The organism is Pseudoxanthomonas sp. PXM03, from assembly GCF_014852005.1.
Classification (GTDB): domain Bacteria; phylum Pseudomonadota; class Gammaproteobacteria; order Xanthomonadales; family Xanthomonadaceae; genus Pseudoxanthomonas_A.
In genome coordinates, this window is sequence record NZ_JACVAU010000003.1 from 222,773 (window position 1) to 243,876 (window position 21,104).

General features: G+C 66.6%; 23 protein-coding genes. 19 read left to right on the plus strand and 4 right to left on the minus strand.

What is annotated here, in order from left to right; translation table 11 throughout:
• The first annotated feature begins 25 nt into the window (after positions 1-25).
• Positions 26-301, plus strand: a complete 276-nt coding sequence (locus IB223_RS15270) for a polyhydroxyalkanoic acid system family protein (RefSeq protein WP_192202621.1) — start codon at positions 26-28, stop codon at positions 299-301.
• A gap of 3 nt (positions 302-304) precedes the next feature.
• On the opposite strand, the gene IB223_RS15275 is transcribed toward IB223_RS15270, so the two are convergent.
• Positions 305-1,003 (minus strand): hypothetical protein, encoded by a 699-nt coding sequence (locus IB223_RS15275; protein WP_225591125.1) that lies wholly within the window; start codon positions 1,001-1,003, stop codon positions 305-307.
• 105 nt (positions 1,004-1,108) lie between these two features.
• Between IB223_RS15275 and IB223_RS15280 the strand changes: the two genes are divergently transcribed.
• From IB223_RS15280 to IB223_RS15295, 4 genes are all read left to right on the plus strand, one after another.
• A complete protein-coding gene (locus IB223_RS15280; RefSeq protein ID WP_192202623.1) occupies positions 1,109-2,353 on the plus strand; it encodes a patatin-like phospholipase family protein in 1,245 nt (414 codons plus the stop codon).
• Between the two features lie 95 nt (positions 2,354-2,448).
• A complete protein-coding gene (locus IB223_RS15285) occupies positions 2,449-3,015 on the plus strand; it encodes a phasin family protein (RefSeq protein ID WP_192202624.1) in 567 nt (188 codons plus the stop codon).
• A 243-nt stretch (positions 3,016-3,258) separates the two neighbouring features.
• Positions 3,259-4,209: a restriction endonuclease gene (locus tag IB223_RS15290; protein ID WP_192202625.1), complete on the plus strand. Its 951-nt coding sequence runs from the start codon at positions 3,259-3,261 to the stop codon at positions 4,207-4,209.
• Positions 4,210-4,290: 81 nt separating this feature from the next.
• Positions 4,291-4,719 (plus strand): group II truncated hemoglobin, encoded by a 429-nt coding sequence (locus IB223_RS15295; protein ID WP_192202626.1) that lies wholly within the window; start codon positions 4,291-4,293, stop codon positions 4,717-4,719.
• 77 nt (positions 4,720-4,796) lie between these two features.
• Here IB223_RS15295 and IB223_RS15300 read toward each other — a convergent pair whose 3' ends face one another.
• Positions 4,797-6,785: an SDR family oxidoreductase gene (locus IB223_RS15300; protein WP_192202627.1), complete on the minus strand. Its 1,989-nt coding sequence runs from the start codon at positions 6,783-6,785 to the stop codon at positions 4,797-4,799.
• A 152-nt stretch (positions 6,786-6,937) separates the two neighbouring features.
• On the opposite strand from IB223_RS15300, the gene IB223_RS15305 reads away from it, so the two are divergent.
• Both IB223_RS15305 and IB223_RS15310 read left to right on the plus strand, forming a co-directional pair.
• The gene (locus tag IB223_RS15305; protein ID WP_192202628.1) at positions 6,938-7,195 is read left to right on the plus strand and encodes an acyl-CoA-binding protein; all 258 of its coding nucleotides are present in this window, start codon (positions 6,938-6,940) and stop codon (positions 7,193-7,195) included.
• Between the two features lie 8 nt (positions 7,196-7,203).
• Positions 7,204-7,830, plus strand: a complete 627-nt coding sequence (locus IB223_RS15310; RefSeq protein WP_192202629.1) for a TetR/AcrR family transcriptional regulator — start codon at positions 7,204-7,206, stop codon at positions 7,828-7,830.
• Between the two features lie 115 nt (positions 7,831-7,945).
• On the opposite strand, the gene IB223_RS15315 is transcribed toward IB223_RS15310, so the two are convergent.
• Positions 7,946-8,899, minus strand: coding sequence for a YafY family protein (locus IB223_RS15315; protein ID WP_192202630.1), 954 nt, complete (start codon positions 8,897-8,899; stop codon positions 7,946-7,948).
• Between the two features lie 86 nt (positions 8,900-8,985).
• Between IB223_RS15315 and IB223_RS15320 the strand changes: the two genes are divergently transcribed.
• The gene (locus tag IB223_RS15320; RefSeq protein WP_192202631.1) at positions 8,986-9,393 is read left to right on the plus strand and encodes a GFA family protein; all 408 of its coding nucleotides are present in this window, start codon (positions 8,986-8,988) and stop codon (positions 9,391-9,393) included.
• A gap of 65 nt (positions 9,394-9,458) precedes the next feature.
• Here IB223_RS15320 and IB223_RS15325 read toward each other — a convergent pair whose 3' ends face one another.
• Positions 9,459-9,869: a hypothetical protein gene (locus IB223_RS15325; RefSeq protein WP_192202632.1), complete on the minus strand. Its 411-nt coding sequence runs from the start codon at positions 9,867-9,869 to the stop codon at positions 9,459-9,461.
• A gap of 165 nt (positions 9,870-10,034) precedes the next feature.
• Between IB223_RS15325 and IB223_RS15330 the strand changes: the two genes are divergently transcribed.
• The 11 genes from IB223_RS15330 to rpoN all read left to right on the plus strand — a co-directional run bounded on the left by IB223_RS15330 (position 10,035) and on the right by rpoN (position 21,089).
• A complete protein-coding gene (locus IB223_RS15330; RefSeq protein ID WP_192202633.1) occupies positions 10,035-10,889 on the plus strand; it encodes a hypothetical protein in 855 nt (284 codons plus the stop codon).
• Positions 10,873-11,445: a hypothetical protein gene (locus IB223_RS15335; RefSeq protein WP_192202634.1), complete on the plus strand. Its 573-nt coding sequence runs from the start codon at positions 10,873-10,875 to the stop codon at positions 11,443-11,445. The genes IB223_RS15330 and IB223_RS15335 overlap by 17 nt, the downstream gene beginning before the upstream one ends.
• Before the next feature lie 289 nt (positions 11,446-11,734).
• Positions 11,735-12,931: a flagellin gene (locus IB223_RS15340; RefSeq protein WP_142124886.1), complete on the plus strand. Its 1,197-nt coding sequence runs from the start codon at positions 11,735-11,737 to the stop codon at positions 12,929-12,931.
• Positions 12,932-13,010: 79 nt separating this feature from the next.
• The gene (locus IB223_RS15345) at positions 13,011-14,156 is read left to right on the plus strand and encodes a flagellin (RefSeq protein WP_192202635.1); all 1,146 of its coding nucleotides are present in this window, start codon (positions 13,011-13,013) and stop codon (positions 14,154-14,156) included.
• A 90-nt stretch (positions 14,157-14,246) separates the two neighbouring features.
• A complete protein-coding gene (locus IB223_RS15350; protein ID WP_192202636.1) occupies positions 14,247-15,452 on the plus strand; it encodes a flagellin in 1,206 nt (401 codons plus the stop codon).
• Positions 15,453-15,846: 394 nt separating this feature from the next.
• Positions 15,847-17,211, plus strand: a complete 1,365-nt coding sequence (gene fliD / locus IB223_RS15355; RefSeq protein ID WP_192202637.1) for a flagellar filament capping protein FliD — start codon at positions 15,847-15,849, stop codon at positions 17,209-17,211.
• Positions 17,212-17,265: 54 nt separating this feature from the next.
• Positions 17,266-17,682, plus strand: coding sequence for a flagellar export chaperone FliS (gene fliS, locus IB223_RS15360; RefSeq protein WP_142124890.1), 417 nt, complete (start codon positions 17,266-17,268; stop codon positions 17,680-17,682).
• Positions 17,679-17,984 carry a hypothetical protein gene (locus IB223_RS15365; RefSeq protein ID WP_142124891.1) on the plus strand — a complete coding sequence of 102 codons (306 nt, stop codon included), beginning with the start codon at positions 17,679-17,681 and terminating at the stop codon, positions 17,982-17,984. The genes fliS and IB223_RS15365 overlap by 4 nt, the downstream gene beginning before the upstream one ends.
• A 3-nt stretch (positions 17,985-17,987) precedes the next feature.
• Positions 17,988-18,578: a PilZ domain-containing protein gene (locus IB223_RS15370; RefSeq protein ID WP_192202638.1), complete on the plus strand. Its 591-nt coding sequence runs from the start codon at positions 17,988-17,990 to the stop codon at positions 18,576-18,578.
• Positions 18,579-18,793: 215 nt separating this feature from the next.
• Positions 18,794-19,426, plus strand: a complete 633-nt coding sequence (locus IB223_RS15375) for a response regulator transcription factor (protein WP_142124893.1) — start codon at positions 18,794-18,796, stop codon at positions 19,424-19,426.
• Positions 19,427-19,664: 238 nt separating this feature from the next.
• Entirely contained in the window at positions 19,665-21,089 is a 1,425-nt protein-coding gene (gene rpoN, locus IB223_RS15380; RefSeq protein WP_192202639.1) for an RNA polymerase factor sigma-54, read from the plus strand.
• Positions 21,090-21,104: the final 15 nt, after the last annotated feature.

Sequence of the window (21,104 nt, forward strand, 5' to 3'; positions counted from 1 at the left end):
TAGCGCCGGACAAAGGGAGCCCCGCATGGCCAGCATCGATATCCTGCACCCGCATTCCAAGTCGCCGAAGCAGGCGCGCAAGGCGGTCGAAGACGTGGCAAAGAAACTGTCCGAGCGCTTCGACATGGAGTACGGCTGGGACGGCGACACGCTGAACTTCAGCCGTTCGGGTGTGGACGGAAAGATCGCCCTGCTCGCCGACACGCTGCGCGTCACCGCCAACCTGGGCTTCCTGCTGTCGGCGATGAAAGGCCCCATCGAAGCCGAGATCCGTCGGGTCCTGAGCGACAAGTTCGACTGAACGTCAGTCGCGGAACGGGTCGGGTTCGTCCTCGAACAATCGCTGCGACACGGCGCGCTCTGCCCGCTCGATGTCGCGCACGAAAGCCTTGCCGTCGCCGAGTGCGGCGAAGGCCGCGAATCCCCGTTCCAGGAATCCCTGTAGCTCACCCAGCCCGGTAGCCTTTGCCGGGCCGCGCGACAGCTTGAGCAGGGTGGCGACGCCGGGCGTCTTCACCGCTCGCGCCAGGCCCACTCCCACCTCGGCGATCAGGTCGATCTGGTGCCCGCGCAAGCGCGGCAGGCCCACCTCACGATAGGCACGCCCGTACAGTCCGGCGTCCAGCTTGCGGCGATTCGGCGCCAGCCGATGCAGCGCCTCGGCCATCCGCATGTCCAGCGCGTGCGTCAGCACGCCCAGTTCGATCCCGTGCGCCACGGTCTCCAGCACGGCGCCTGGCAGCAGGCGCTGCATCATCGGCATCACCTTTGCGACATTGGCGTCGCGCTTGCTGAAGTCATGGTCGCCATAGACGTCGGTCAGGAAGAACATCGCCGCCGCGCGCCGCGTCGGGTCGTTCAGGAAATGCTCGAAGCTGGTCTCCAGCCGTGCCGCCTGCCAGCGCCGCAGCTCCGGCAGCCAGCGCAGCCGATTGCGGGGCTCCTGCACCGGATCATGCAGGGCCTGGTGCCAGGCCAGGCGTCTGCCAACGCGTTCGATCAAGGGATTTCCTGAGGCCATGCCGGCCATGATCCGGGGCCGCTGCGGGCGCCGCAACCCGGCGGCGGGTCGGCTACACTCGGGCGGCAAGGTCACCACGGGTAGTACATGCTTTCGATCCACAGTGCGCGGCGGCGGGGCCACAACGGCAAGATCGGGCTGGCCATCGCCGGCGGCGGTCCCATCGGGGGCATGTACGAGCTGGGCGCGCTGCGTGCCCTGGACGAAGCCCTCGACGGCCTGGACCTGACCCGGATGGACTGCTATGTCGGCGTCAGTTCCGGTGCATTCCTCGCCGCCGGGCTGGCCAACCGGATGGGCACGGCCGAGATGTGCCGCATCTTCATCACCGGCACCAGCGACGATGCGGAATTCCGGCCCGAAACCTTCCTGCGCCCGAATGTCGGCGAGTACCTGCGCCGTGCGGCCAGCCTCCCCGGCCTGTACGCCGACTGGCTGAACCGGCTGGTACGCAATCCGCGCCGCGCGACGCGCTGGTCCGACATGTTCCTGCGTTTTGGCGGCCTGGTACCCACCGGCATCTTCGACAACGAGGAAGTGGAGCGTTTCCTGCGCGACATCTTCAGCCGCCGTGGCCGCAGCAATGACTTCCGCACGCTCGACGCGGATCTCTTCGTCGTCGCGGTCGATCTCGACAGCGGCGAGGCCGTGCGCTTCGGCGAGGAAGGCTGGGACGACATCCCGATCTCACGCGCCGTGCAGGCCAGCTCCGCCCTGCCCGGCCTGTATCCCCCAGTGGAGATCGGGGGCCGGCATTTCCTCGATGGCGCCCTGCGCCGGACCATGCATGCCAGCACGGTCCTGGACCGTGGCATCGACCTGATGATCGGCATCAACCCGCTGGTGCCGTTCGATGCGAACCAGGCCACGCCCCAGGCCGACGAAGCCGAACAGGTGGGCCTCGCAAGCGGCGGCCTCCCGGCCGTGCTGTCGCAGACCCTGCGCACTCTGCTGCAGTCGCGCATGCAGATCGGCATGGAGAAATATCCGCATCGCTACCCGGATATCGACCAGCTGGTGTTCGAGCCCAATTCGGACGACAGCGAACTGTTCTTCACCAATCTCTTCAGCTTCTCTTCGCGCCACCGGGTCTGCCAGCTGGCCTACCGCAACACGCTGGCCGACCTGCGCAAGCGCGCGTCGGTGCTCAAGCCCATGCTGGCCGCGCACGGCATCCGCTACAACGAGGACATCGTCAACGACCGCCACCGTTCCATCCTCGACGGGCTGGACGTGATGCCGCGGATGACCGAAACCACGGCGCGCCTGCGGCGTGCCCTGGACGACGTGGACCAGCTCGTGTCGCGGCATCGCGCGGCCCGTCGCGGCTGATGTACTCACGGCCGCGTCACCGGCTGGTGTGAAAACTCTAGACAGCACGCCGATTCTGGCGCGCAATCCCCGACACCACCCACCGACGGAACGCCATGGCCACGCTGAAGAAATCCGCACGCAAGAAGACCGCTTCTGCATCCGCTTCCAAGAACGACAACCTGCAGGCCCAGGCCGAGCAGATGTCCAAGCGCCTGGGCGAATCCGCACAGCAGGTATGGCTGGCAGGCGTGGGCGCTTTCGGGCGCGCGCAGGCCGAAGGCACCAAGCTGTTCGAAACGCTGGTGAAGGAAGGCCTGTCGCTGGAGCAGACCACGCGCAAGGTGGCGGGCGGCAAGGCCCAGGCCATGCGCGATGCGATGGAGACCACCGTCGGCCAGGCGCGCGAACGCGCGTCGGATACCTGGGACCGTCTGGAGAAGGTGTTCGAAGAGCGCGTGCATCGCGCGCTGCGCCGTCTCGAGGTGCCCAGCCGCGAGGATCTGTCCGCGCTCATCGATCGTGTTGACGCACTGAATGCCCAACTGCGCACGATGGGCGGTGCACCGGCCACCAAGCCGTCCCGTGCCAAGCGCAGCACCAAGCCGGCCGTCAAAAAACCGGCGCCTGCCGCGAAGAAAACGCCCGCGAAACGTGCAGCGCGCAAGAAGGCTGCACCATAAGGTTGCATGCGCATTTTCATGCGTATTTCTGAATAAAATTTTGTTGCGCGGCAACATCGAATGGCGTAACAATCATTCCAGCCCGCCAGTCCATCGAAGTTCGTTTGCTCCCCTCCCCTTACGGCTTCGGACTGGCGGGCTTTTCTTTGCCTGCCGCCCGGCGCGGGCACCCGCCAGCACAGACAGCCGTGGGTGCGGCCCGGTAGAATCGCGGGCCTAATAACAACAACGCACCCGCGACGCATGTCCATTTGGCTCCTCGGTTTGGCGGTCACCCTTGTGACCGGTGCGGCAGCCACCGCCTATCTCTGGCTTGTGCGGCGCCCCAGCGACGAAATGTCCTACGGGCTGCATGCCCTGTCCGGATTGCGCTGGAGGGAATTCTCGAAACTCGTCCTTGCCGCGATGGCAGGCCGTGGCCTGGTCGAAACCGGCCCCGACCCCCAGGAGTCCCGCGAACCCCAGACGACCTTCCTGCTCGCGCGCGGCCAGGAAAAGTGGCTGCTCTCGTGCAAGCACGGTTCGGCCTACCGGATCGCCGCTGCCCCGGTACAGGAACTTGCGGCCAGCATCCGCCTGGGTGCGGCCAGCGGCGGCATCCTCGCCACCGAGGGCAAAGTGGAAAAGGAAGGCCGGGAGGCGGCCCAGGGCAACAACATCGAGTTGCTCGACGGGCCGCGGCTGTGGCCGGAAGTCCGACACCTTATCGAGCCGAGCCTGCGCGAGCAGATCGTGACCTATGCATCGGCACGCGCCAAACGGCATGTCGGCATCAGCTGGCTCGGGGCGGTGACGCTCGGTGCCCTCGCCATGGCGGGATGGGCCGGCAGGCAGGCGGCGGACACGAGCGTCGATGCACGGCCGGCAGCAACCGTGCCGGCACGAACGGTCAGCGCACCTGCACCCGCCACGCCTGCGCCGCAGGAAGCCTTCCGCGAACCGACGCAGGAAGAACTGGAAGCACAGATGCGCAGCGTGCTCCAGGCGCTGTCGAAAACCCCCGGCATTACCCGCGGCGTCTGGCAGACCAAGCTGACGCTGAGCATCGATCGCATGGGCAGCGAGAAGGAAATATGGCCGTGGATCTGCCTGGAACTGGAGCGCTACCCGGCGCTGCGCGCCACCCGCGTGCAGCTCAACCCGCCACCGGGCAGCAGCGAGCCGGTGCGCTGGCGCCAGTGCAAGACGATGTGATTCCGCCGCGACACTTCGTCGCTGTGCGCCCGGGCAGCGCTGCAGGATGATCGTGCTGCCGTCGACCCACGTCCCGTTTCAATGAACGATCCTGCCGCTCCTACGCCTTACGACCGCATCGGCGGTGAAGCCTGCCTGCGCCGGATAACCCAACGCATGTACGCGCTGATGGACACGTTGCCGGAAGCCGCCGCCGTCCGCGCGCAGCATCCGGCCACGCTCGACGGCAGCGAGCAGAAGCTGTTCGAGTTCCTCAGCGGCTGGCTGGGTGGCCCACCGCTGTTCACGCAGAAGCACGGTGCTCCCATGCTGCGCGCCCGCCACCTGCCCTTCCGGATCGGCATGGAGGAAGCCAGCGGCTGGCTGGCCTGTTTCCATGGTGCGATGGTCGAGACAGTCGAAGACGCCGAGCTGCGTGACTTCCTGTGGTCCCGGATCGAACCGCTGGCGCTGCATATGCGAAACATGCAGGCGGTGCCGTTGCGGTGGGCGGACCCCCAGGACGCGTAGAGCGGGGTTTGTTCCGCTGCTCCTGTGTCAGTGACGTGGCGGCATAGAGCCGAGCAGGCTCGGCTCTATGCAAAGCGCTACCAGTGCACGCCCCGCATCAACGACGCGAACGCGATCTGCTCCTGGCTGGGCGCTGCTTCCTTCAACGCCTTGCGGTCGCCCTTGGCTGCGGCCGAATCCGGGAACAACTCGAACGCAGTGTTCATCACCACCTCGTAGGCCTTCGGCGCCACGGCGTTGACCAGCGCCGCGAAGATGCCCAGGCGCGTGGCGATGCGGCTTGGCTTCTCGATGATGGCCTTCACCAGCAGGTCGGCCGCCTCCTCCGGCGACAGCGTCGGCACGCTGTCGTACATCTTGGTCGGCGCGATCATCGGCGTCTTCACCAGCGGCATGTTGATGGTGGTGAAGCTGATGCCCTTGCCCGACAGCTCGCCCTGCGCGCAGCGGCTGAACGCATCCAGCGCCGCCTTCGATGCGACGTAGGCAGAGAAACGCGGTGAATTGGCCAGCACGCCGATGGAACTGATGTTGATGATGTGGCCCTTGCGACGCTCGGTCATCTTGGGCAGGAAGCCCATGATCAGGCGGATGCTGCCGAAATAGTTCAGCTGCATCGTGCGCTCGAAATCGTGGAAGCGGTCGTAGCTGGCCTCGATGGAACGGCGGATCGAGCGACCCGCATTGTTGATCAGGATGTCCACATGGCCATGCTCGTCCAGCACGGTCTTCACCAGCCGGTCGCAATCGGCCATGTCGGCCAGGTCGGCGGTGTATGCGAACACCTTGCCGCCCGCCTTCTTCATGTCGTCGCGGGCCTTGAACAATTCTTCCTCGCCACGCGCCACGATGATCGTGGTGGCACCGGCTTCTGCCACGCGTTGCGCCGTCGACAAGCCGATGCCGGACGAGCCGCCGGTGATCACCACCACCTTGTTGCGCACCTTGCCCTTCAGCGAGCGGTCGATGAACAGGTCCGGATCGAGGTGGCGCTCCCAGTAATCCCACAGGCGCCAGGCGTAGTCGTCCAGGCGCGGCACGGCGATGCCGCTACCCTTCAGCGCCCGCTCGGTCTCGCGGCTGTCGAAGCGCGTCGGATAGGTGATGAACTTCAACACTTCCTTCGGGATCTTGAAGTCGCGCAGCAGCATGCCGATGAAACGGCGTACCGGCGGCAGGTTGCCGACCGCCGCGCGGATCCCGCTGGGGACGAAGGCGAACATGCGCGCATCCAGGCGCATCGTCATTTCCGGCGCATGGCCGGCGCGGGCGAAGGTGTTCAGCACCTCACCCACGCGCATCGGTTCCGGATCGGTCAGATGGAACGTGTGTCCGTCCAGCTTCGGCTTGTGCGCGATGTGGTCCATCGCATCGGCCACGAAATCCACCGGCACGATATTGATGCGCCCACCCTCGATGCCGAGCACCGGCATCCACGGTGGCAGCAGTTCGCGTAGTTTCTTGATCAGGGTGAAGAAGTAGTACGGGCCGTCGATCTTGTCGATCTCGCCGGTCTTCGAATGGCCCACCACCATGCCCGGACGGTAGATGCGCCATTTGATGCGCTTCTCGTTGCGCACCAGCCCCTCGGATTCGTGCTTGGTGCGCAGGTAGGGATCATCCAGTCCTTCGGCTTCCTCGAACATGTCCTCGCGGAAGATGCCCGGATACAGCCCGGCCGCCGCGATGGAACTGGTGTGGTGGAAGCACCCGGCCTTCAGTGCGGCGGCCAGATCGAGCGCATGCTGGGTGCCGTCGATGTTGGCGGCCTGTTGCGCTTCGCGGGTCGCGGTCAGGTCATAGATGGCCGCCAGATGGAAGAAGTGCTTCACCTTGCCGGTCAGTGCACGCAGCTGGGCAGGCGTCAGGCCGCACTTTGGCTTGGTCATGTCGCCGTGCACCACGGACACGCGCTTCATGTCCCAGCCGGCCTTCTTCGCGATGGCGTCGAACTTCTTCTGCGAGTCCTTGCGGACCAGCACGTGGACCGTCCCGCTGCGCTTGAGGAGATTGCCGACCAGGTAACGGCCAATGAATCCTGTGGCGCCCGTGACGAAATAGCTCATGACGACCCCTATCCTCAAGTTGTATGGGCGAGCCCCTCCGACTGCCCTGCGGCCTAACTTGCCAGAGCCGCCCAGATTCGACAATCCCGTCACGCATTGACCGCTTCCACCACCCGTGGTGTGATGGCCTGGATCACTGGGAGGGATCATCCATGGCAGACCTCAAGAGCGCGTTCGACCAGGCATCCAAGGACATCCAGACGCTGTCCGAGCGCCCGGACAACGACACGTTGCTGCGGCTTTACGGCCTTTACAAACAAGGCGCAGAAGGTGATGTGAAGGGTGACAAGCCGGGTTTCTTCGACTTCGTCGGTACCGCCAAGTACGAAGCCTGGGCCAAGCTCAAGGGCACGGCGCAGGAAGACGCACAGAAGAAGTACGTGGACCTGGTGAAGAAGCTGCTGGCCTGAAGCCCGACGTGGCGCGCGATACCCGCCAGCGCATCCTCGACGCCGCCCTCGCGATGTTCAACACGCAGGGCGAGCCGCATGTCACCACCAACCACATCGCCGACGAGCTGGAGATCAGCCCGGGCAACCTGTACTACCACTTCCGCAACAAGGACGACATCATCGAGCAGCTCTTCGCGCGGTACGAAGAGCGGATGGATGCTGCGCTGACGCCCCCCACCGACCGGCTGCCGGGGCTGGAGGACATCTGGCTGCAGTTGCACCTGGTGTTCGAGTGCATCTGGGACTACCGCTTCCTGTATCGGGACCTGGTGGAAATCCTGAGCCGCAACCGGCGGCTGCGCATGCGCTTCGCCCGCATCCTCAAGCGCGCCGATGACAGCGCGCATGCGGTGATGCGCGGCATGGGCCAAGCCGGCGTGATGCGGGCGTCGGCCGCAGAATTGGCCGCCACCGCCACCAACGTGCTGGTCATCTCCACTTTCTGGCTGAACTACGCGTCGACGCGTGGCGAGAAGGACGAACAGGCCGCCATCCGCCAAGGCATCGTGCAGGTGATGATGCTGGTGGCACCGTTCCTGCGCGACGCGGAACGCGTGCACCTGAACACGCTGACGCAGGCCTATACCAACTAGCGTGCTTGCCCGTGGGAGGGGCTTCAGCTCCGACGCTGTGCAGTCAGATCAACGAGGATCATGGGAAAGGCATCGGGGCTGAGCCCCTCCAACATTACTTCGGCGAAGCCGGGAATCAGGCCGCCGCCAGCGCATCGCCCAGCCGCGCCGACGCCGCACGCAGTTCCGGCAGCAGGCCACGATCATCCAGCATCTCGAACTCCGGCCCCACCAGGGCCAGCAGCGCGAGCAGCGCCTCGACGGATTCGGCGCCCAGCTCCAGCACGCAGTGGTGTGCATCGCCGGCTTCCAGGATCCCGCACCAGGTGGGCACCCGTGTCGCCTGCTCTTCCACCGACCCCGGCAGCCGCAGCCTCACCTGGAAGCGGGTGAACGGCTGGGTGATCGATTTCGCGACGTAGTCCGCCACGTCGCCGGGAAAGTCGCGCGGCGGGAACTGGGTGCCGGTATCGTGCAGCGCCTGCACACGGTCCACGCGGAACGTCCGCCAGTCCTCGCGTTTCAGGTCCCAAGCCACCAGGTACCAGCGGCTGCCGGTATGCACCAGACGCAGCGGTTCGATCAGCCGCTCGCTGGCTCGCTGCGTGCGGTCGCGGTACTGCATGCGCAGGCGGAAGCCGTCGCGGCAGGCACCGGCGATGCGCAGCAGCGCGTCCACATCGGACGTGGGCGCACCGCCGGCGAGCGACAGCGTGACCGAATACAGGGCACTGGCGCGCTTGCGCAACCGCGCCGGCAACCACTGGTCCAGCTTGGACAGCAGCCGCAGCGCGGTGTCCTCCATCCGGCCCACGCTGGCCGCCGCCGTGCGCAGTGCCACCGCCACGGCCACGGCCTCGTCATCCTCCAGCAGCACCGGCGGCATGGTCGCGCCGGAGCCCAGCCGGTAGCCGCCGCCCAGGCCTGGCGACGCATCAATGGGATACCCGAGCTCGCGCAGGCGCTCCACGTCGCGGCGCAGCGTGCGGCGGTCGATTTCCAGCCGCTGGCTCAGTTCCGCGCCCGTCCAGTGACGGCGCGACTGGAGCAGCGACAGCAGGCGGAGCAGGCGGTTGGATGTGCTGAGCATGGGCGCAGTATGCCGCCCATTGAGGACTGATTCTGTCCTCGATGTCCGCCACACTGGAAGCTCGTCTCCCGCCGGAAGGAAACCCCATGACCGTGCAGACCTATCAGGGCAGCTGCCATTGCGGCGCCGTGCGTTACGAAGTCGACCTCGACCTGGCCGCCGGCAGTGGCCGTTGCAACTGTTCGATCTGTACCAAGACGCGCTACTGGGGCACGGTGGTCCGGCCGGACGCTTTCCGCCTGCGGCAGGGCGAAGAGGCGCTGACCCGCTACCCCTTCGGCAGCGGCGCGGCCGAGCACCTGTTCTGCCGGCACTGCGGCGTGAAGTCGTTCGGCCGGGGCGAGCTGGAAGTCCTCGGCGGCCGCTACTACTCGGTGAACCTGGCCTGCCTGGACGACATGGAGCCGGCCGCGCTGGCGCAGGTCCCGATCCGCTACGCCAACGGCCGCGACAACGACTGGTTCTCCGAACCCGCCGTCACCGCGCACCTCTGATCGGGAACGCATGACAGAACGCCCCGGGAACCGGGGCGTTCGGGACGCGTTGCTTCCGTGGGCCGTCAGGCCCGGTTGCGGCGCGCCGGCCGTTTGGCCACCGGCTTGCGGACGGGGGTGGCGCGGGCGCGCTTGGCGACCGGCTTCTTGCGGGCGCGGGGCGCGGCCTTCCGGGCGGGCTGCTTCAGGCCCAGTTTGGTCAGCACTGGTTCCAGGCGGGTTTCCACCTCGGCACTGAACCGGCCCACGCGGGCCTCGCCCTGTTCACGGACTTCGGCCAGGCGGTCAAGTACGTCGCGCTGCGCCTGGCCGGCGAAGCTCCCGGCCTGTTCGCGCGCCGCCTGCAACCGGCCAGCGGCATCGGTCGCGGCCGCGACGGCTTCACGGCGCGCGACGGCGATCAGGCCCAGTCCGGCAAGCCAGACGTGGCGCAGGGTGGGTTCGGGGGTCTTGCGGGTGGTCTTCCTGGCGGCCATGGGGGCAGTCCACATGCCGACCACGATGGCCGGCTTCCATGACGCGATGCTGTCCTGCCGGCGTCGAGCAATCACACTATTGGCCGCTCGCGCGACGGAATGCGTAGGGGTTGCCTGACGACCGCGTTCGCGGCGATGCTCCCCGCATCCTGGGAGGGACGACCAATGGCAGGAAAGTCTTCGAAGTGGGCTGCGTTTCCGCATGACGCCAAGGGCTACGCCTATACGGGCGATGCATTGAAGAAGGCGTGGCCGGCGCTGCATGCCGGCGACCAGGAGCCCTACCCCGACGAAAAGCGCGCCAAGGCGTTGATCGCTGCCGCAGGCAAGGCAGCCAAAGGCATCGAACCCGCCGACCTCGCGCAGCGCCTGCAGGATGCGTGGCGCGCGTTCCACCGCGGCGACTTCCAGGCCGCGTATGAGGCCGGTGAAGTCCTGGGCCCGCTGGGCGCTTCGGTCGCGGTCAAGGCGCTGGGCATCCATGCCACCTATCTGGTGGAAGACGAATCCGAGCAGCTCAAGCGCTTCGAACAGGCCGCGAAACTGGCCGAAGCCGCCATCAAGGCACTGCCCGAGGAAGCCAACAGTCATTACCGGCACGCCTTCGCGCTCGGCCGCTACAGCCAGGGCCTGAGCATCGCCAAGGCGCTCAAGCAGGGCATCGCGGGCAAGGTCCGCACCGCACTGGACGCCACGCTGAAACTGGATCCCAAGCATGCCGAAGCGCATACCGCGCTGGCGCTATACCACGCCGAGATCATCGACAAGATCGGCGCGATGATCGGCGGCCTGACCTACGGCGCCAAGGCGAGTGAAGCCGAGTCGCATATCAGGACCGCGCTCAAGCTGACACCGGACTCGCCCATCGCGCACGTGGAATACGCGAACGTGTTGCTGCTGCTTCACGGCGACAAGAAGGAAGACGCGGCGGCGGCATCCTTCGAGAAAGCCGGCAAGCTCAAGCCGCGCGACGCCATGGAAGCGCTGGATGCTGCCCACGCGAATGCGCAGATCGAGTAAGACGGTTTCCTTCGTGCTGGCCGCGCTGTGGCTGGCTGGCGTACCTGTCGTGTCGGCACAGTCGGTTACCGACGTGCCACCCGCGCCCGCGCCCGTTGCGGCCGGCGCACCGTCCGATACCTTGCTCGATGCCCTCACCTGCCGCACGGCCAACGGCGATCTCGCCACCCTGTTGCAACGGCTCCGCCGCGAGCGTCCGACGGAATTCACCCAGACCGAGCGTCAGTTCAGCGCGCCGATGATGGATCTTTACCGCCTGGCCGAACCCGTGCAGGCGTGGGGGCATCACAGTGATGCCGTCGTCATCACCGACAACCGCGTCCTGCTGCTGGTGGATGACTCCATCGAGCAGGCGGCGGTGCAGCTGGAACGCGCGCTGGAAGACAGCCGCGATGCCCCCCTGTCCGGCGCCCTCGATGATTTCCATGCCCTGGTGATCTATCCCGGCGAACACCCTGGCCTCAGGCAACGCACATTGATCGGCTGCGAATACCGCATGCCCGGCGTGTTGCTGCTGGCCGATCCCGCTGACGCGTGGCGCACGCCGCAGCCCTGAGGCCGGCGCCTCCACACCGCGCAGCGGCGTACCCCGATCACACCGCCCCCTGCCGTGCCGCCGCTTAGCGGCATCGCGCACCCGTTCTTTAGGCCACTTCGCGCACCCCGGAAACCGCCGGTTTTCCCGCGCGATTACGTGGCCTAACACATTTTTTCGCACCTGCCCTAAAGGTTTTTTCGGCAGCGCCGTTATTCATTTCGCAACACGAAGACGACTAGCCACCACAAAACAAACCGGCAGCGTCTTTTCCCTTCAACGCCGTGAATCCAAATAAGAGGAGACGAACATGGCACAGGTAATCAACACGAACACGATGTCGCTCAACGCTCAGCGCAACCTGAGCACCAGCGGCGCTTCATTGGCCACCACCATCCAGCGCCTGTCGTCGGGCCTGCGCATCAACAGTGCGAAGGACGACGCCGCCGGTCTGGCCATCTCCGAACGCTTCAGCACCCAGATCCGCGGCCTCGACGTCGCCGTGCGCAATGCCAACGACGGCATCTCGCTGGCCCAGGTCGCCGAGGGTTCGCTGACCGAAATCGGCAACAACCTGCAGCGCATCCGCGAACTGGCCGTGCAGTCGGCCAACGCCAGCAACTCCAGCTCTGACCGCGCGGCGCTGAATGCCGAAGTCAAGCAGCTGACCTCCGAAATCGACCGCGTCGCCAAGCAGGCCGACTTCAACGGCACCAAGCTGCTGGACGGCTCGTTCACCAGCCAGCTGTTCCAGGTCGGCGCCAATGCCGGCCAGGCGATCGCCATCGACAAGGTGGTCGACGCCCGCGCCCTGACCCTGGGCGGCTCGCAGTTCGACAGCGGCACGCTGGCCATCACGGCTGCGGCTTCCGCCACGGCGGACATCACCATCACCGGTCTGACCCTCACCGACAGCGCCGGCAATGCCGTCGCCTTCGATGACCTGACCGTCAAGAGCGCCGGTTCGGTCGCGGCCACCAACGAAGCCGCCGCCAAGGCGCTGGCCGCCCATATCAACGGCAAGCTCGGCGAAACCGGCATCTACGCCAACGTCGATGCCGCCGGCACCGGCCTGGAGCTGACCTCGGTCAAGACCAGCGTGGACGCCAACGGCGACTTCGCGGCCTTCGGCGTCGCCATCACAGGCGGCACGTACACCGCGACGGCCGTCGCCACCAGCGAAGTGCCGAAGTTCGTGTCCGACCTGGACATCTCGGATTTCGCCGGCGCCCAGCAGGCCCTGGAAATCGTCGACAAGGCGCTGACGGCCGTGAACGGCTCGCGCGCCGACCTCGGCGCGATCCAGAACCGCTTCACCTCGGTGGTCGCCAACCTGCAGACCAGCTCGGAAAACCTGGCCGCTTCGCGCAGCCGCATCCGCGACACCGACTTCGCCAAGGAAACCGCCGAACTGACCCGTACCCAGATCCTGCAGCAGGCCGGTACGGCCATGCTGGCCCAGGCCAACCAGGTGCCGCAGAACGTAATGAGCTTGTTGCAACGCTGAACCAGGTATCCCCGGCGGCACGGCGGGGATCGTTGGAAAACTTTTCCCCCGTGCAGAAAACGCCTAAGGAGTAGAACTCATGGCACAGGTCATCAACACCAACACCATCTCGCTGAACGCGCAGCGCAATCTGAGCAGCAGCGGGGCTTCACTGGCCACCACCATCCAGCGTCTTTCGTCCGGCCTGCGCATCAACAGCGCCAAGGACGACGCCGCCGGTCTGGCCATCTCCGAACGCTTCAGCACCCAGATCCGTGGCCTGGACGTTGCCGTGCGCAACGCCAACGACGGCATCTCGCTGGCCCAGGTCGCCGAAGGTTCGCTGACCGAAATCGGCAACAACCTGCAGCGCATCCGTGAGCTGTCGGTGCAGTCGGCCAACGCGACCAACTCTTCGTCCGACCGCGCCGCGCTGAATGCCGAAGTCAAGCAGCTGACCTCCGAAATCGACCGCGTTGCCAAGCAGGCCGATTTCAACGGCACCAAGCTGCTGGACGGTTCGTTCACCAGCCAGCTGTTCCAGGTCGGTGCCAATGCGTCGCAGGCCATCGCCATCGACAAGGTCGTCGATGCGCAGGCCGATGCACTGGGCAACGTGAAGTTCGCTGCCGACGTCACCAGCGCGGCCATCGCCGATGCCGCCGCCGACGGCAGCATCGCCGACCTGACCATCAACGGTGTGACCATCGCGGACGTCGAGTACACGAACGGCACGAGCGGTGAGGACATCGCCAAGGGTCTGGCCGCTGCCATCAACGCCAAGCTGGGCGAGACCGGCGTGTACGCCTCGGTCGACGCCGATCAGGTCACCCTGACCTCGGTCAAGGCCGACACCGATCTGGTCGTGGGCGGCACGGTCACCGGTTCGGGCCTGACGGCTGCGACCACGGCGGCATCCGCCGGCACCGCGCAGTTCGCCAAGGACCTGGATATCACCACGTTCGAAGGCGCGCAGAAGGCCCTGGAAATCGTCGACGCTGCCCTGACCTCGGTCAACAGCGCGCGCGCCGACCTGGGTGCGGTGCAGAACCGCTTCACCTCGGTGGTCGCCAACCTGCAGACCAGCTCGGAAAACCTGGCCGCCTCGCGCAGCCGCATCCGCGACACCGACTTCGCCAAGGAAACCGCCGAACTGACCCGCACCCAGATCCTGCAGCAGGCCGGTACGGCCATGCTGGCCCAGGCCAACCAGGTGCCCCAGAACGTGCTCAGCCTGCTCCGCTAACGCGGTGAAGCGCCGGAACGGGTGGTCTCCATCGCCACCCCTTCCGGCCCGGGCTTCTCCCCTTCGTAATCCCGCCTAGAGGAAACTTCCATGGCACAGGTCATCAACACCAACACCATCTCGCTGAACGCGCAGCGCAATCTGAGCAGCAGCGGGGCTTCACTGGCCACCACCATCCAGCGTCTTTCGTCCGGCCTGCGCATCAACAGCGCCAAGGACGACGCCGCCGGTCTGGCCATCTCCGAACGCTTCAGCACCCAGATCCGTGGCCTGGACGTTGCCGTGCGCAATGCCAACGACGGCATCTCGCTGGCCCAGGTCGCCGAAGGTTCGCTGACCGAAATCGGCAACAACCTGCAGCGCATCCGTGAGCTGTCGGTGCAGTCGGCCAACGCGACCAACTCTTCGTCCGACCGCGCTGCGCTGAATGCCGAAGTCAAGCAGCTGACCTCCGAAATCGACCGCGTCGCCAAGCAGGCCGATTTCAACGGCACCAAGCTGCTGGACGGTTCGTTCACCAGCCAGCTGTTCCAGGTCGGTGCCAATGCGTCGCAGGCCATCGCCATCGACAAGGTCGTCGATGCGCAGGCCGATGCACTGGGCGGTGCGATGTTCGCCACCGCGACGTTCACCACGGCCACCCCGGCCGACGGCACCACCGATCTGAAGATCGAAGGCCTGCAGCTGACGAACGCCGACGGCACCGCCGTCACCATCGACACCGTCGAAGTGGCAGCGCAGGGCACGGCCGCGGGTACGCGTGACGCCGCCGCCACCGCGCTGGTCGGCGCGATCAACGCCAAGATCGGCGAGACCGGCGTGCTGGCCGAGCTGGGTGCCAACGGCGCCGTCAACCTGACCTCGGTCAAGGACAGCGTGGATTCGGATGGCGACTTCCTGGGCATCGCCGTGGAAACCGGCACCTGGACCGGCGGTACCGCTCCGGCCGACGTGGCCGCCAGCACCGTCGCGACGACCAAGCAGTACGCCAGCAACCTGGACATCTCGACCTTCAAGGGCGCGCAGCAGGCCCTGGAAATCGTCGACAAGGCGCTGACGGCCGTCAACAGCGCGCGCGCCGACCTGGGTGCGGTGCAGAACCGCTTCACCTCGGTGGTCGCCAACCTGCAGACGAGCTCGGAAAACCTGGCCGCTTCGCGCAGCCGCATCCGCGACACCGACTTCGCCAAGGAAACCGCCGAACTGACCCGCACCCAGATCCTGCAGCAGGCCGGTACGGCCATGCTGGCCCAGGCCAACCAGGTGCCCCAGAACGTGCTGTCCCTGCTGCGCTGATACGCGGCACGCTTCATCCACAGTTCCTCCTAGTTACCTGTCGTCACGGACGGATTCGTCTCCCTCCGTTTGGCAGTACCCCAACCCCCTCCGGCGACGGAGGGGGTATTTTTTTGTGGGTGATCGGTGATTGGTGATTGATGGCGGGATTCTGCGAGTTAGCGCCTCGCCAATCACCAATCACCGCTTTCTGGCACAAACCCTGCATCAGCTCCTGCGCCCGCATTTCTCACCAGTCGCCGGACCCACGGCGGCGGTGGGAGACGGAGAGATGCGGGCTAAAGAACGGCCGCGGCAGGCCGCTACTGAAACTGCACGGGCGGGCCCCATCCGGTACCGGATGCCAGGCCCGCCCGGCCACCCTTTTTCGGAAGGGCACTGACAGGAGACGGCAATGGCAGACTATTCGCTGGGTTATGGCGGCATCGGCACCGGGATGGACATCAACGGCATGGTGTCCCAGCTGGTGGCGGCCGATCGCGCGCCTGCGGAGAACCGCCTGACCCGCATCGAAAGCCAGGCCAAGTTCAAGCTGTCCGCACTGGGCACGGTCAGTTCCGCCTTCAGCAACCTGGACAAGGCCCTGACCGCGCTGAAGGCCGCCACCGCCTTCGATACCCGCACCGTCAAGTCCGCCACCGACACGGTCGTTGGCGCCACGGTGGGCAGCGGGACGCCCAACGGCACGTATGCGGTCGAAGTGGTCGAACTGGCCACCGCCAACAAATGGATCACCAACCAGCCGGTGACCGCCGGCACGACCTTCGGCGCCGGCCAATTGACGCTGACGGTGGGCGGCGAGGCGCTGGCCATCGACATCGACGCGGACAGCTCGCTGCAGGATGTCCGCAGCGCGATCAACGACGCCGCCCGCAGCAAGGGCGTGCAGGCCAGCGTGTTGACGTCCAATGACGGGCTCTACCTGTCCGTGTCGTCCGACAAGACCGGCGCGGCCAACGGCATCTCGCTCGCGTTCACCTCCGGTGGCAGCGACCTGCAGGCGCTGGCCGCCAGCCTGCAGGAACGCGTCCCCGCCGCCGATGCCGAAGTGAAGATCGACGGCCTGACCGTCACCGCCAGCGGCAACAAGATCACCGACGCCGTGCCCGGCCTGACCCTGGACGTGAAGACGAAGGGCACCAGCACCGTCACCGTGTCCACCGACACCGCTGCCGCCAGCAAGCTGATCCAGGATTTCGTGACCGCGTACAACGCGGCCATCGGCGCCATCAACACCTCGACCAAGTACAACGCAGAAAGCGATGAGCCTTCTGCCCTGACCGGCGACGCGCAGATGCGCAGCGCTTCGGGCCAGTTGAGGAATGTGCTCAGCGGCGTGCTGGGCGACCTCGCCTCGCAGGGCCTGGACGCCAAGACGCTGGGCCTGCAGACCAAGGGCTATCCATCTTCCGACGGCACCCTGGTATTCGACAGCAGCAAGTTCACCGCCGCGCTGGTCAGCAACCCGGAGAAGATCCGCAGCGCCTTCACCGGCGACAGCGGCTTCGCGGGCAAGCTGCAGGCGGCCGTGGGCAGCTACATCGGCACCAATGGGGCTTTCACCCAGCGCACCAGCGGCCTGAATGCCCAGATCAAGGACGTCGCCACGCAGCGCCTGGCCCTGGACGCGCGAATGGAAGCCGTCGGCAACCGCTACAAGGCCCAGTTCGTGGCGATGGATTCGATGGTCGCCCAGATGAGCAGCACCAGCAGCTACCTGGCCCAGCAACTCGCCTCGCTCGCCAACCAGACCGGATAACCGCCGATTCGAACCGCCGTCGGGTGACGCGCGGGGATCGCAGGAGAAAATGGAATGTCATCGCATTCGTACGCCGCCCAGTACCGCAACACCGGCCTCAGCAGCGCCGTCATGGACGCCGATCCGCATCGCCTGGTGGCCCTGCTGCTGTCGGGCGCCTGCGAACGCCTGCGACTGGCGGACGCGTGCATGGAACGTGGCGACCTGGCACGCAAGGGCAAGGCGATCGGCGAAGCGTGCGCGATCATCGGGCACCTCAATGGCTCGCTGGATCATGAGGCAGGCGGCGAAATCGCAGGCAGTCTCTCCGCACTGTACGACTACGTGCAGACGCGCCTGATCGATGCCAACCTGCACAACGATGCCGCCGCACTGCGCGAGTCGCTCGATCTGCTTGGCGAGATCGAGTCCGCCTGGAACGCCATCCCCTCCGAGCAGCGCCAGCCCCCGGCCATGGCCGCCGCGCGATGAACGCCACACCGGCCCTCGACGACCTCTTCGCCCAGCTCGACGGCATGCGCCATGCCTTGCACGCGGGCGAACTGGAAGACGTCGAGCGCCTGCTCAACCGTCACGACCATGACGTGCGGGCCTTCCTGCATGCCGACGGTGGCCGCTCGGCCGGTTACGACGCGCTGGCCGTGTTGCTGCGTGCGCAACTGGAACTCCAGAAGTCGATGCAGGATGCGCGCGAACAGGTGCGTATCCGCATGCATGTCAACCAGAGCGCCGACCGCGCCGCGCGCGCCTACCTTTCCGTTGTCGAGGGGTGAGCCATGACCGCTTCGATCATCCTCGTGGAGCACCCTGCCGAGCACGCGCTGTTCGATGGCGCGCTCACCTGCGAGGTGGTGCTGCCCGCGCGCTTTGACGCGGGTTCACGTGTCCTGATGCAGGCCCCGTCGGAGGCCCTGCTGAAAGGGTTGGCGGTCGCCGAGGACGTGCGCGGCGAAGACCCGGACGACCGCAAGGAAGCCACCCCCACGCAGCAGCGCATCGAAGCCAAGCTGGACCTGGTGCTGTCGCTGCTCGGCCGGCTGGCGCGCAGCCAGCACGAAACCCTGCCCGCCACCCCGTTGCGCTGGTCGCACCGTGGCCTGCGCCTGGATGTCGTGTCGCCGCCGGAACTGGCCGTCGGCGCCGCCGGCGTGGTGACCGTGCAGCCCGCCACCTGGTTGAGCGACCACATCGAACTGCCCGCCACGTTGCTGGCACAGGCTGAAGGCTCGCAAGGCATGCAACATCTCTGGCTGCAGTTCGACACCCTGGGCGCCGGCCTTGCCGAGGCCATGGACCGCCACCTGTTCCGCCTGCATCGCCGCCAGATCGCCGAAGCCCGCCAGTCCCAGCACGCAGCTCGTCCGTAGCCACCTTTCGCGCATCCACGCCCACTGCGGCATCCGCGATGTGCACGCATCACACGCCGCGATTGCGGTATTCGCCCTTTTCACGGAAACACGGTCACCACAAGTGTGACTGATGTCGTGGTTTCACTTTCCCATCGCGATTCTGAATTGGCGCACGCGGACAGCGCGGCTATCGTGACATCACCAAGCAACGCGATATCGACTGGTTCTTCCCTGTGCGTGTACTCATCGTCGACGACCACACCCTGGTCCGCGCCGGCATCGGCCGGCTGCTGCAGTCATTGCCCGACGTGGATGTCGTGGCCGAAGCCTGCAACGCGCAACAGGCGCTGGACATGGCGGCAATCCACCGCCCGGACCTGATCCTGCTCGACCTCTCCCTGCCCGACCGCAGCGGGCTCGACCTGCTTCCGCTGCTGCGCGAATCGCTGCCGCAGACCCGCGTGGTGATCATGTCCATGCACAACGATCCCACCCAGGTGCGCGTGGCGCTGGACCGCGGCTGCGCCGGTTTCGTGGTGAAGGAAGCCGCGCCGATGGAACTTGAACTCGCCCTGCGCGCCGCCGCCAGCGGCCAGGTGTTCCTGAGTCCGCAGGTGTCCTCGAAGATGCTGGCGCCGATGCTCAACCCGCAGCGTCCCACCGGCATCGCCGCGCTGTCGCCGCGGCAGCGCGAGATCCTGCGCCAGCTGGGCAGCGGCATGAGCAGCAAGGAAATCGCGGCCCAACTCGGCATCAGCGTGAAGACGGTGGAAACCCACCGTGCACGAATGATGGAATCGCTGGGCTGCCGTCGCGCCAACGATCTGCTGTTGCTGGCCGCACGCCACCAGAACGAACTGGCCTGAGCCTTGCAGGAACGGCGTGGATGACCCCCGCCGGCGACGGATTCCCGTTGCCGCATCGCCCTGACGGGCACTTCCCATCGACGATAACCCGACGCTGTAGGGGAAACCCTGACGGCCAGTGGGGCGCGCCCGCAGCACAACCAGAAACGCCCTGATTTTTTTTCCGTCACCCGACATCCAAAGTGTTCACACGATGTGAAGCCGACCTCGGCACGCCATCGAATCGGGGACAACGGGAATGAAGACGGGACTTTCCACCCAGCTCGGCCAGCAACTCCACCTGACGCCGCAACTGCTGCAGTCGATCCGGCTGCTGCAACTGGACGGCCTGCAGCTGGAGATGGAAGTGCGCCGCGCACTGGACCTCAATCCGCTGCTCGAAGTCGAAGAAGCCCAGGATGCCGAGACGGTCGCCGAGATCGACGTGCTGCCGGCGCAGGACGCCGCCGCCCTCGATGCCGCCGCGTTCGACGAACTGCCCGAATCCAGCCTGTGGGACGTGGCCGGCGCCAACTGGCAGGACGGCGACGACGACCGCATGCAGCGGGTCGAGGCCGGCGAATCCAGCGACCCGCACGTGCGCGTGCTCGACCGCCTGGCGCTGGAACTGGATGGCCGGGCGCTGGACGTGGTCGCCTTCTGGCTTGAGCACACCAACGATGCCGGCTACCTGGAGCAGGCGCCCGACACCCTGGCGCTGTTGGCCTCGGCCCGCTTCGACCTGACCACCGACGCTGCGCTGCTGCTGCGCGAGCGCCTGCTGCGCGGGGAATTCCCCGGCCTGGCCGCCGCCGACGTGCGCGAATGCCTGCAGGTGCAGCTGGACTGCCTGCAGGGCCGCGTGCCCGGCCGCCACGTCGCCCGCCGCATCGTCGCCGAAGGCCTGGCGCTGCTGGCCGCACACGAATACGACGCCCTCGCCCGACTGCTGGACCTGGAACTCGACCAGGTGATGGAAGGCGTGCGCCTGGTGCTGTCGCTGGATGCCCGTCCTGGCGCGTCGCTGGCGCCGGCACCGACCGGCTACATCGTCCCCGACGTGGTCGCCTGGCACGCCGACTGCGCCTGGCGCGTGGCCCTGAACCCGGCGACCACGCCGCGCGTGCGGGTCAATCCGATGCAGGAGCGCGCACTGGACCAGGCCGAAGCCTCCGAAGGCGCCGGCAAGCTGCGCGAGCTGCTGCAGGAAGCGCGTTGGCTGACCCGTGGCCTGTCGATCCGTTACGACACCCTGCTGCGGACGGCACGCGCCATCGTCGAGCGCCAGGCCGGTTTCCTGGCCCAGGGCGATGAAGCGATGGCCCCGCTGACGCTGAAGGAAATCGCCGATGCCATCGGCATGCACGAATCCACCGTCTCGCGCATCACCACCGGCAAGTACATGCAGACGCCGCGCGGCACGTTCGAGCTCAAGCACTTCTTCGCGGTGCGCTTGGAAGGCGCCAACGTGTCCGGCCCGGCCGTGCGCGCCATGGTGCGCCGCCTGATCGATTCCGAACCGGCCGGCAAGCCGCTGGCTGACGAAGCCATCGCCGGCCTGCTGGCCCGCCAGGGCATCCACATTGCCCGCAGAACTGTGGCGAAGTACCGGGAACAGCTCGATATCGCTCCCGCCCGGGAACGCCGACGCGCTACCGTACCGGTCTTGGCCAAGGCCGGATAAGAACGGAGCACGACC

Bases quoted from the DNA above. Each gene is read 5' to 3' on its own strand.
- IB223_RS15270 (WP_192202621.1), top strand. From the start codon at position 26: ATGGCCAGCATCGATATCCTGCACCCGCATTCCAAGTCGCCGAAGCAG.
- IB223_RS15280 (WP_192202623.1), top strand. From the start codon at position 1,109: ATGCTTTCGATCCACAGTGCGCGGCGGCGGGGCCACAACGGCAAGATC.
- IB223_RS15285 (WP_192202624.1), top strand. From the start codon at position 2,449: ATGGCCACGCTGAAGAAATCCGCACGCAAGAAGACCGCTTCTGCATCC.
- IB223_RS15290 (WP_192202625.1), top strand. From the start codon at position 3,259: ATGTCCATTTGGCTCCTCGGTTTGGCGGTCACCCTTGTGACCGGTGCG.
- IB223_RS15295 (WP_192202626.1), top strand. From the start codon at position 4,291: ATGAACGATCCTGCCGCTCCTACGCCTTACGACCGCATCGGCGGTGAA.
- IB223_RS15300 (WP_192202627.1), bottom strand. From the start codon at position 6,785: ATGAGCTATTTCGTCACGGGCGCCACAGGATTCATTGGCCGTTACCTG.
- IB223_RS15305 (WP_192202628.1), top strand. From the start codon at position 6,938: ATGGCAGACCTCAAGAGCGCGTTCGACCAGGCATCCAAGGACATCCAG.
- IB223_RS15315 (WP_192202630.1), bottom strand. From the start codon at position 8,899: ATGCTCAGCACATCCAACCGCCTGCTCCGCCTGCTGTCGCTGCTCCAG.
- IB223_RS15320 (WP_192202631.1), top strand. From the start codon at position 8,986: ATGACCGTGCAGACCTATCAGGGCAGCTGCCATTGCGGCGCCGTGCGT.
- IB223_RS15325 (WP_192202632.1), bottom strand. From the start codon at position 9,869: ATGGCCGCCAGGAAGACCACCCGCAAGACCCCCGAACCCACCCTGCGC.
- IB223_RS15330 (WP_192202633.1), top strand. From the start codon at position 10,035: ATGGCAGGAAAGTCTTCGAAGTGGGCTGCGTTTCCGCATGACGCCAAG.
- IB223_RS15335 (WP_192202634.1), top strand. From the start codon at position 10,873: ATGCGCAGATCGAGTAAGACGGTTTCCTTCGTGCTGGCCGCGCTGTGG.
- IB223_RS15340 (WP_142124886.1), top strand. From the start codon at position 11,735: ATGGCACAGGTAATCAACACGAACACGATGTCGCTCAACGCTCAGCGC.
- IB223_RS15345 (WP_192202635.1), top strand. From the start codon at position 13,011: ATGGCACAGGTCATCAACACCAACACCATCTCGCTGAACGCGCAGCGC.
- IB223_RS15350 (WP_192202636.1), top strand. From the start codon at position 14,247: ATGGCACAGGTCATCAACACCAACACCATCTCGCTGAACGCGCAGCGC.
- fliD (WP_192202637.1), top strand. From the start codon at position 15,847: ATGGCAGACTATTCGCTGGGTTATGGCGGCATCGGCACCGGGATGGAC.
- fliS (WP_142124890.1), top strand. From the start codon at position 17,266: ATGTCATCGCATTCGTACGCCGCCCAGTACCGCAACACCGGCCTCAGC.
- IB223_RS15365 (WP_142124891.1), top strand. From the start codon at position 17,679: ATGAACGCCACACCGGCCCTCGACGACCTCTTCGCCCAGCTCGACGGC.
- IB223_RS15370 (WP_192202638.1), top strand. From the start codon at position 17,988: ATGACCGCTTCGATCATCCTCGTGGAGCACCCTGCCGAGCACGCGCTG.
- rpoN (WP_192202639.1), top strand. From the start codon at position 19,665: ATGAAGACGGGACTTTCCACCCAGCTCGGCCAGCAACTCCACCTGACG.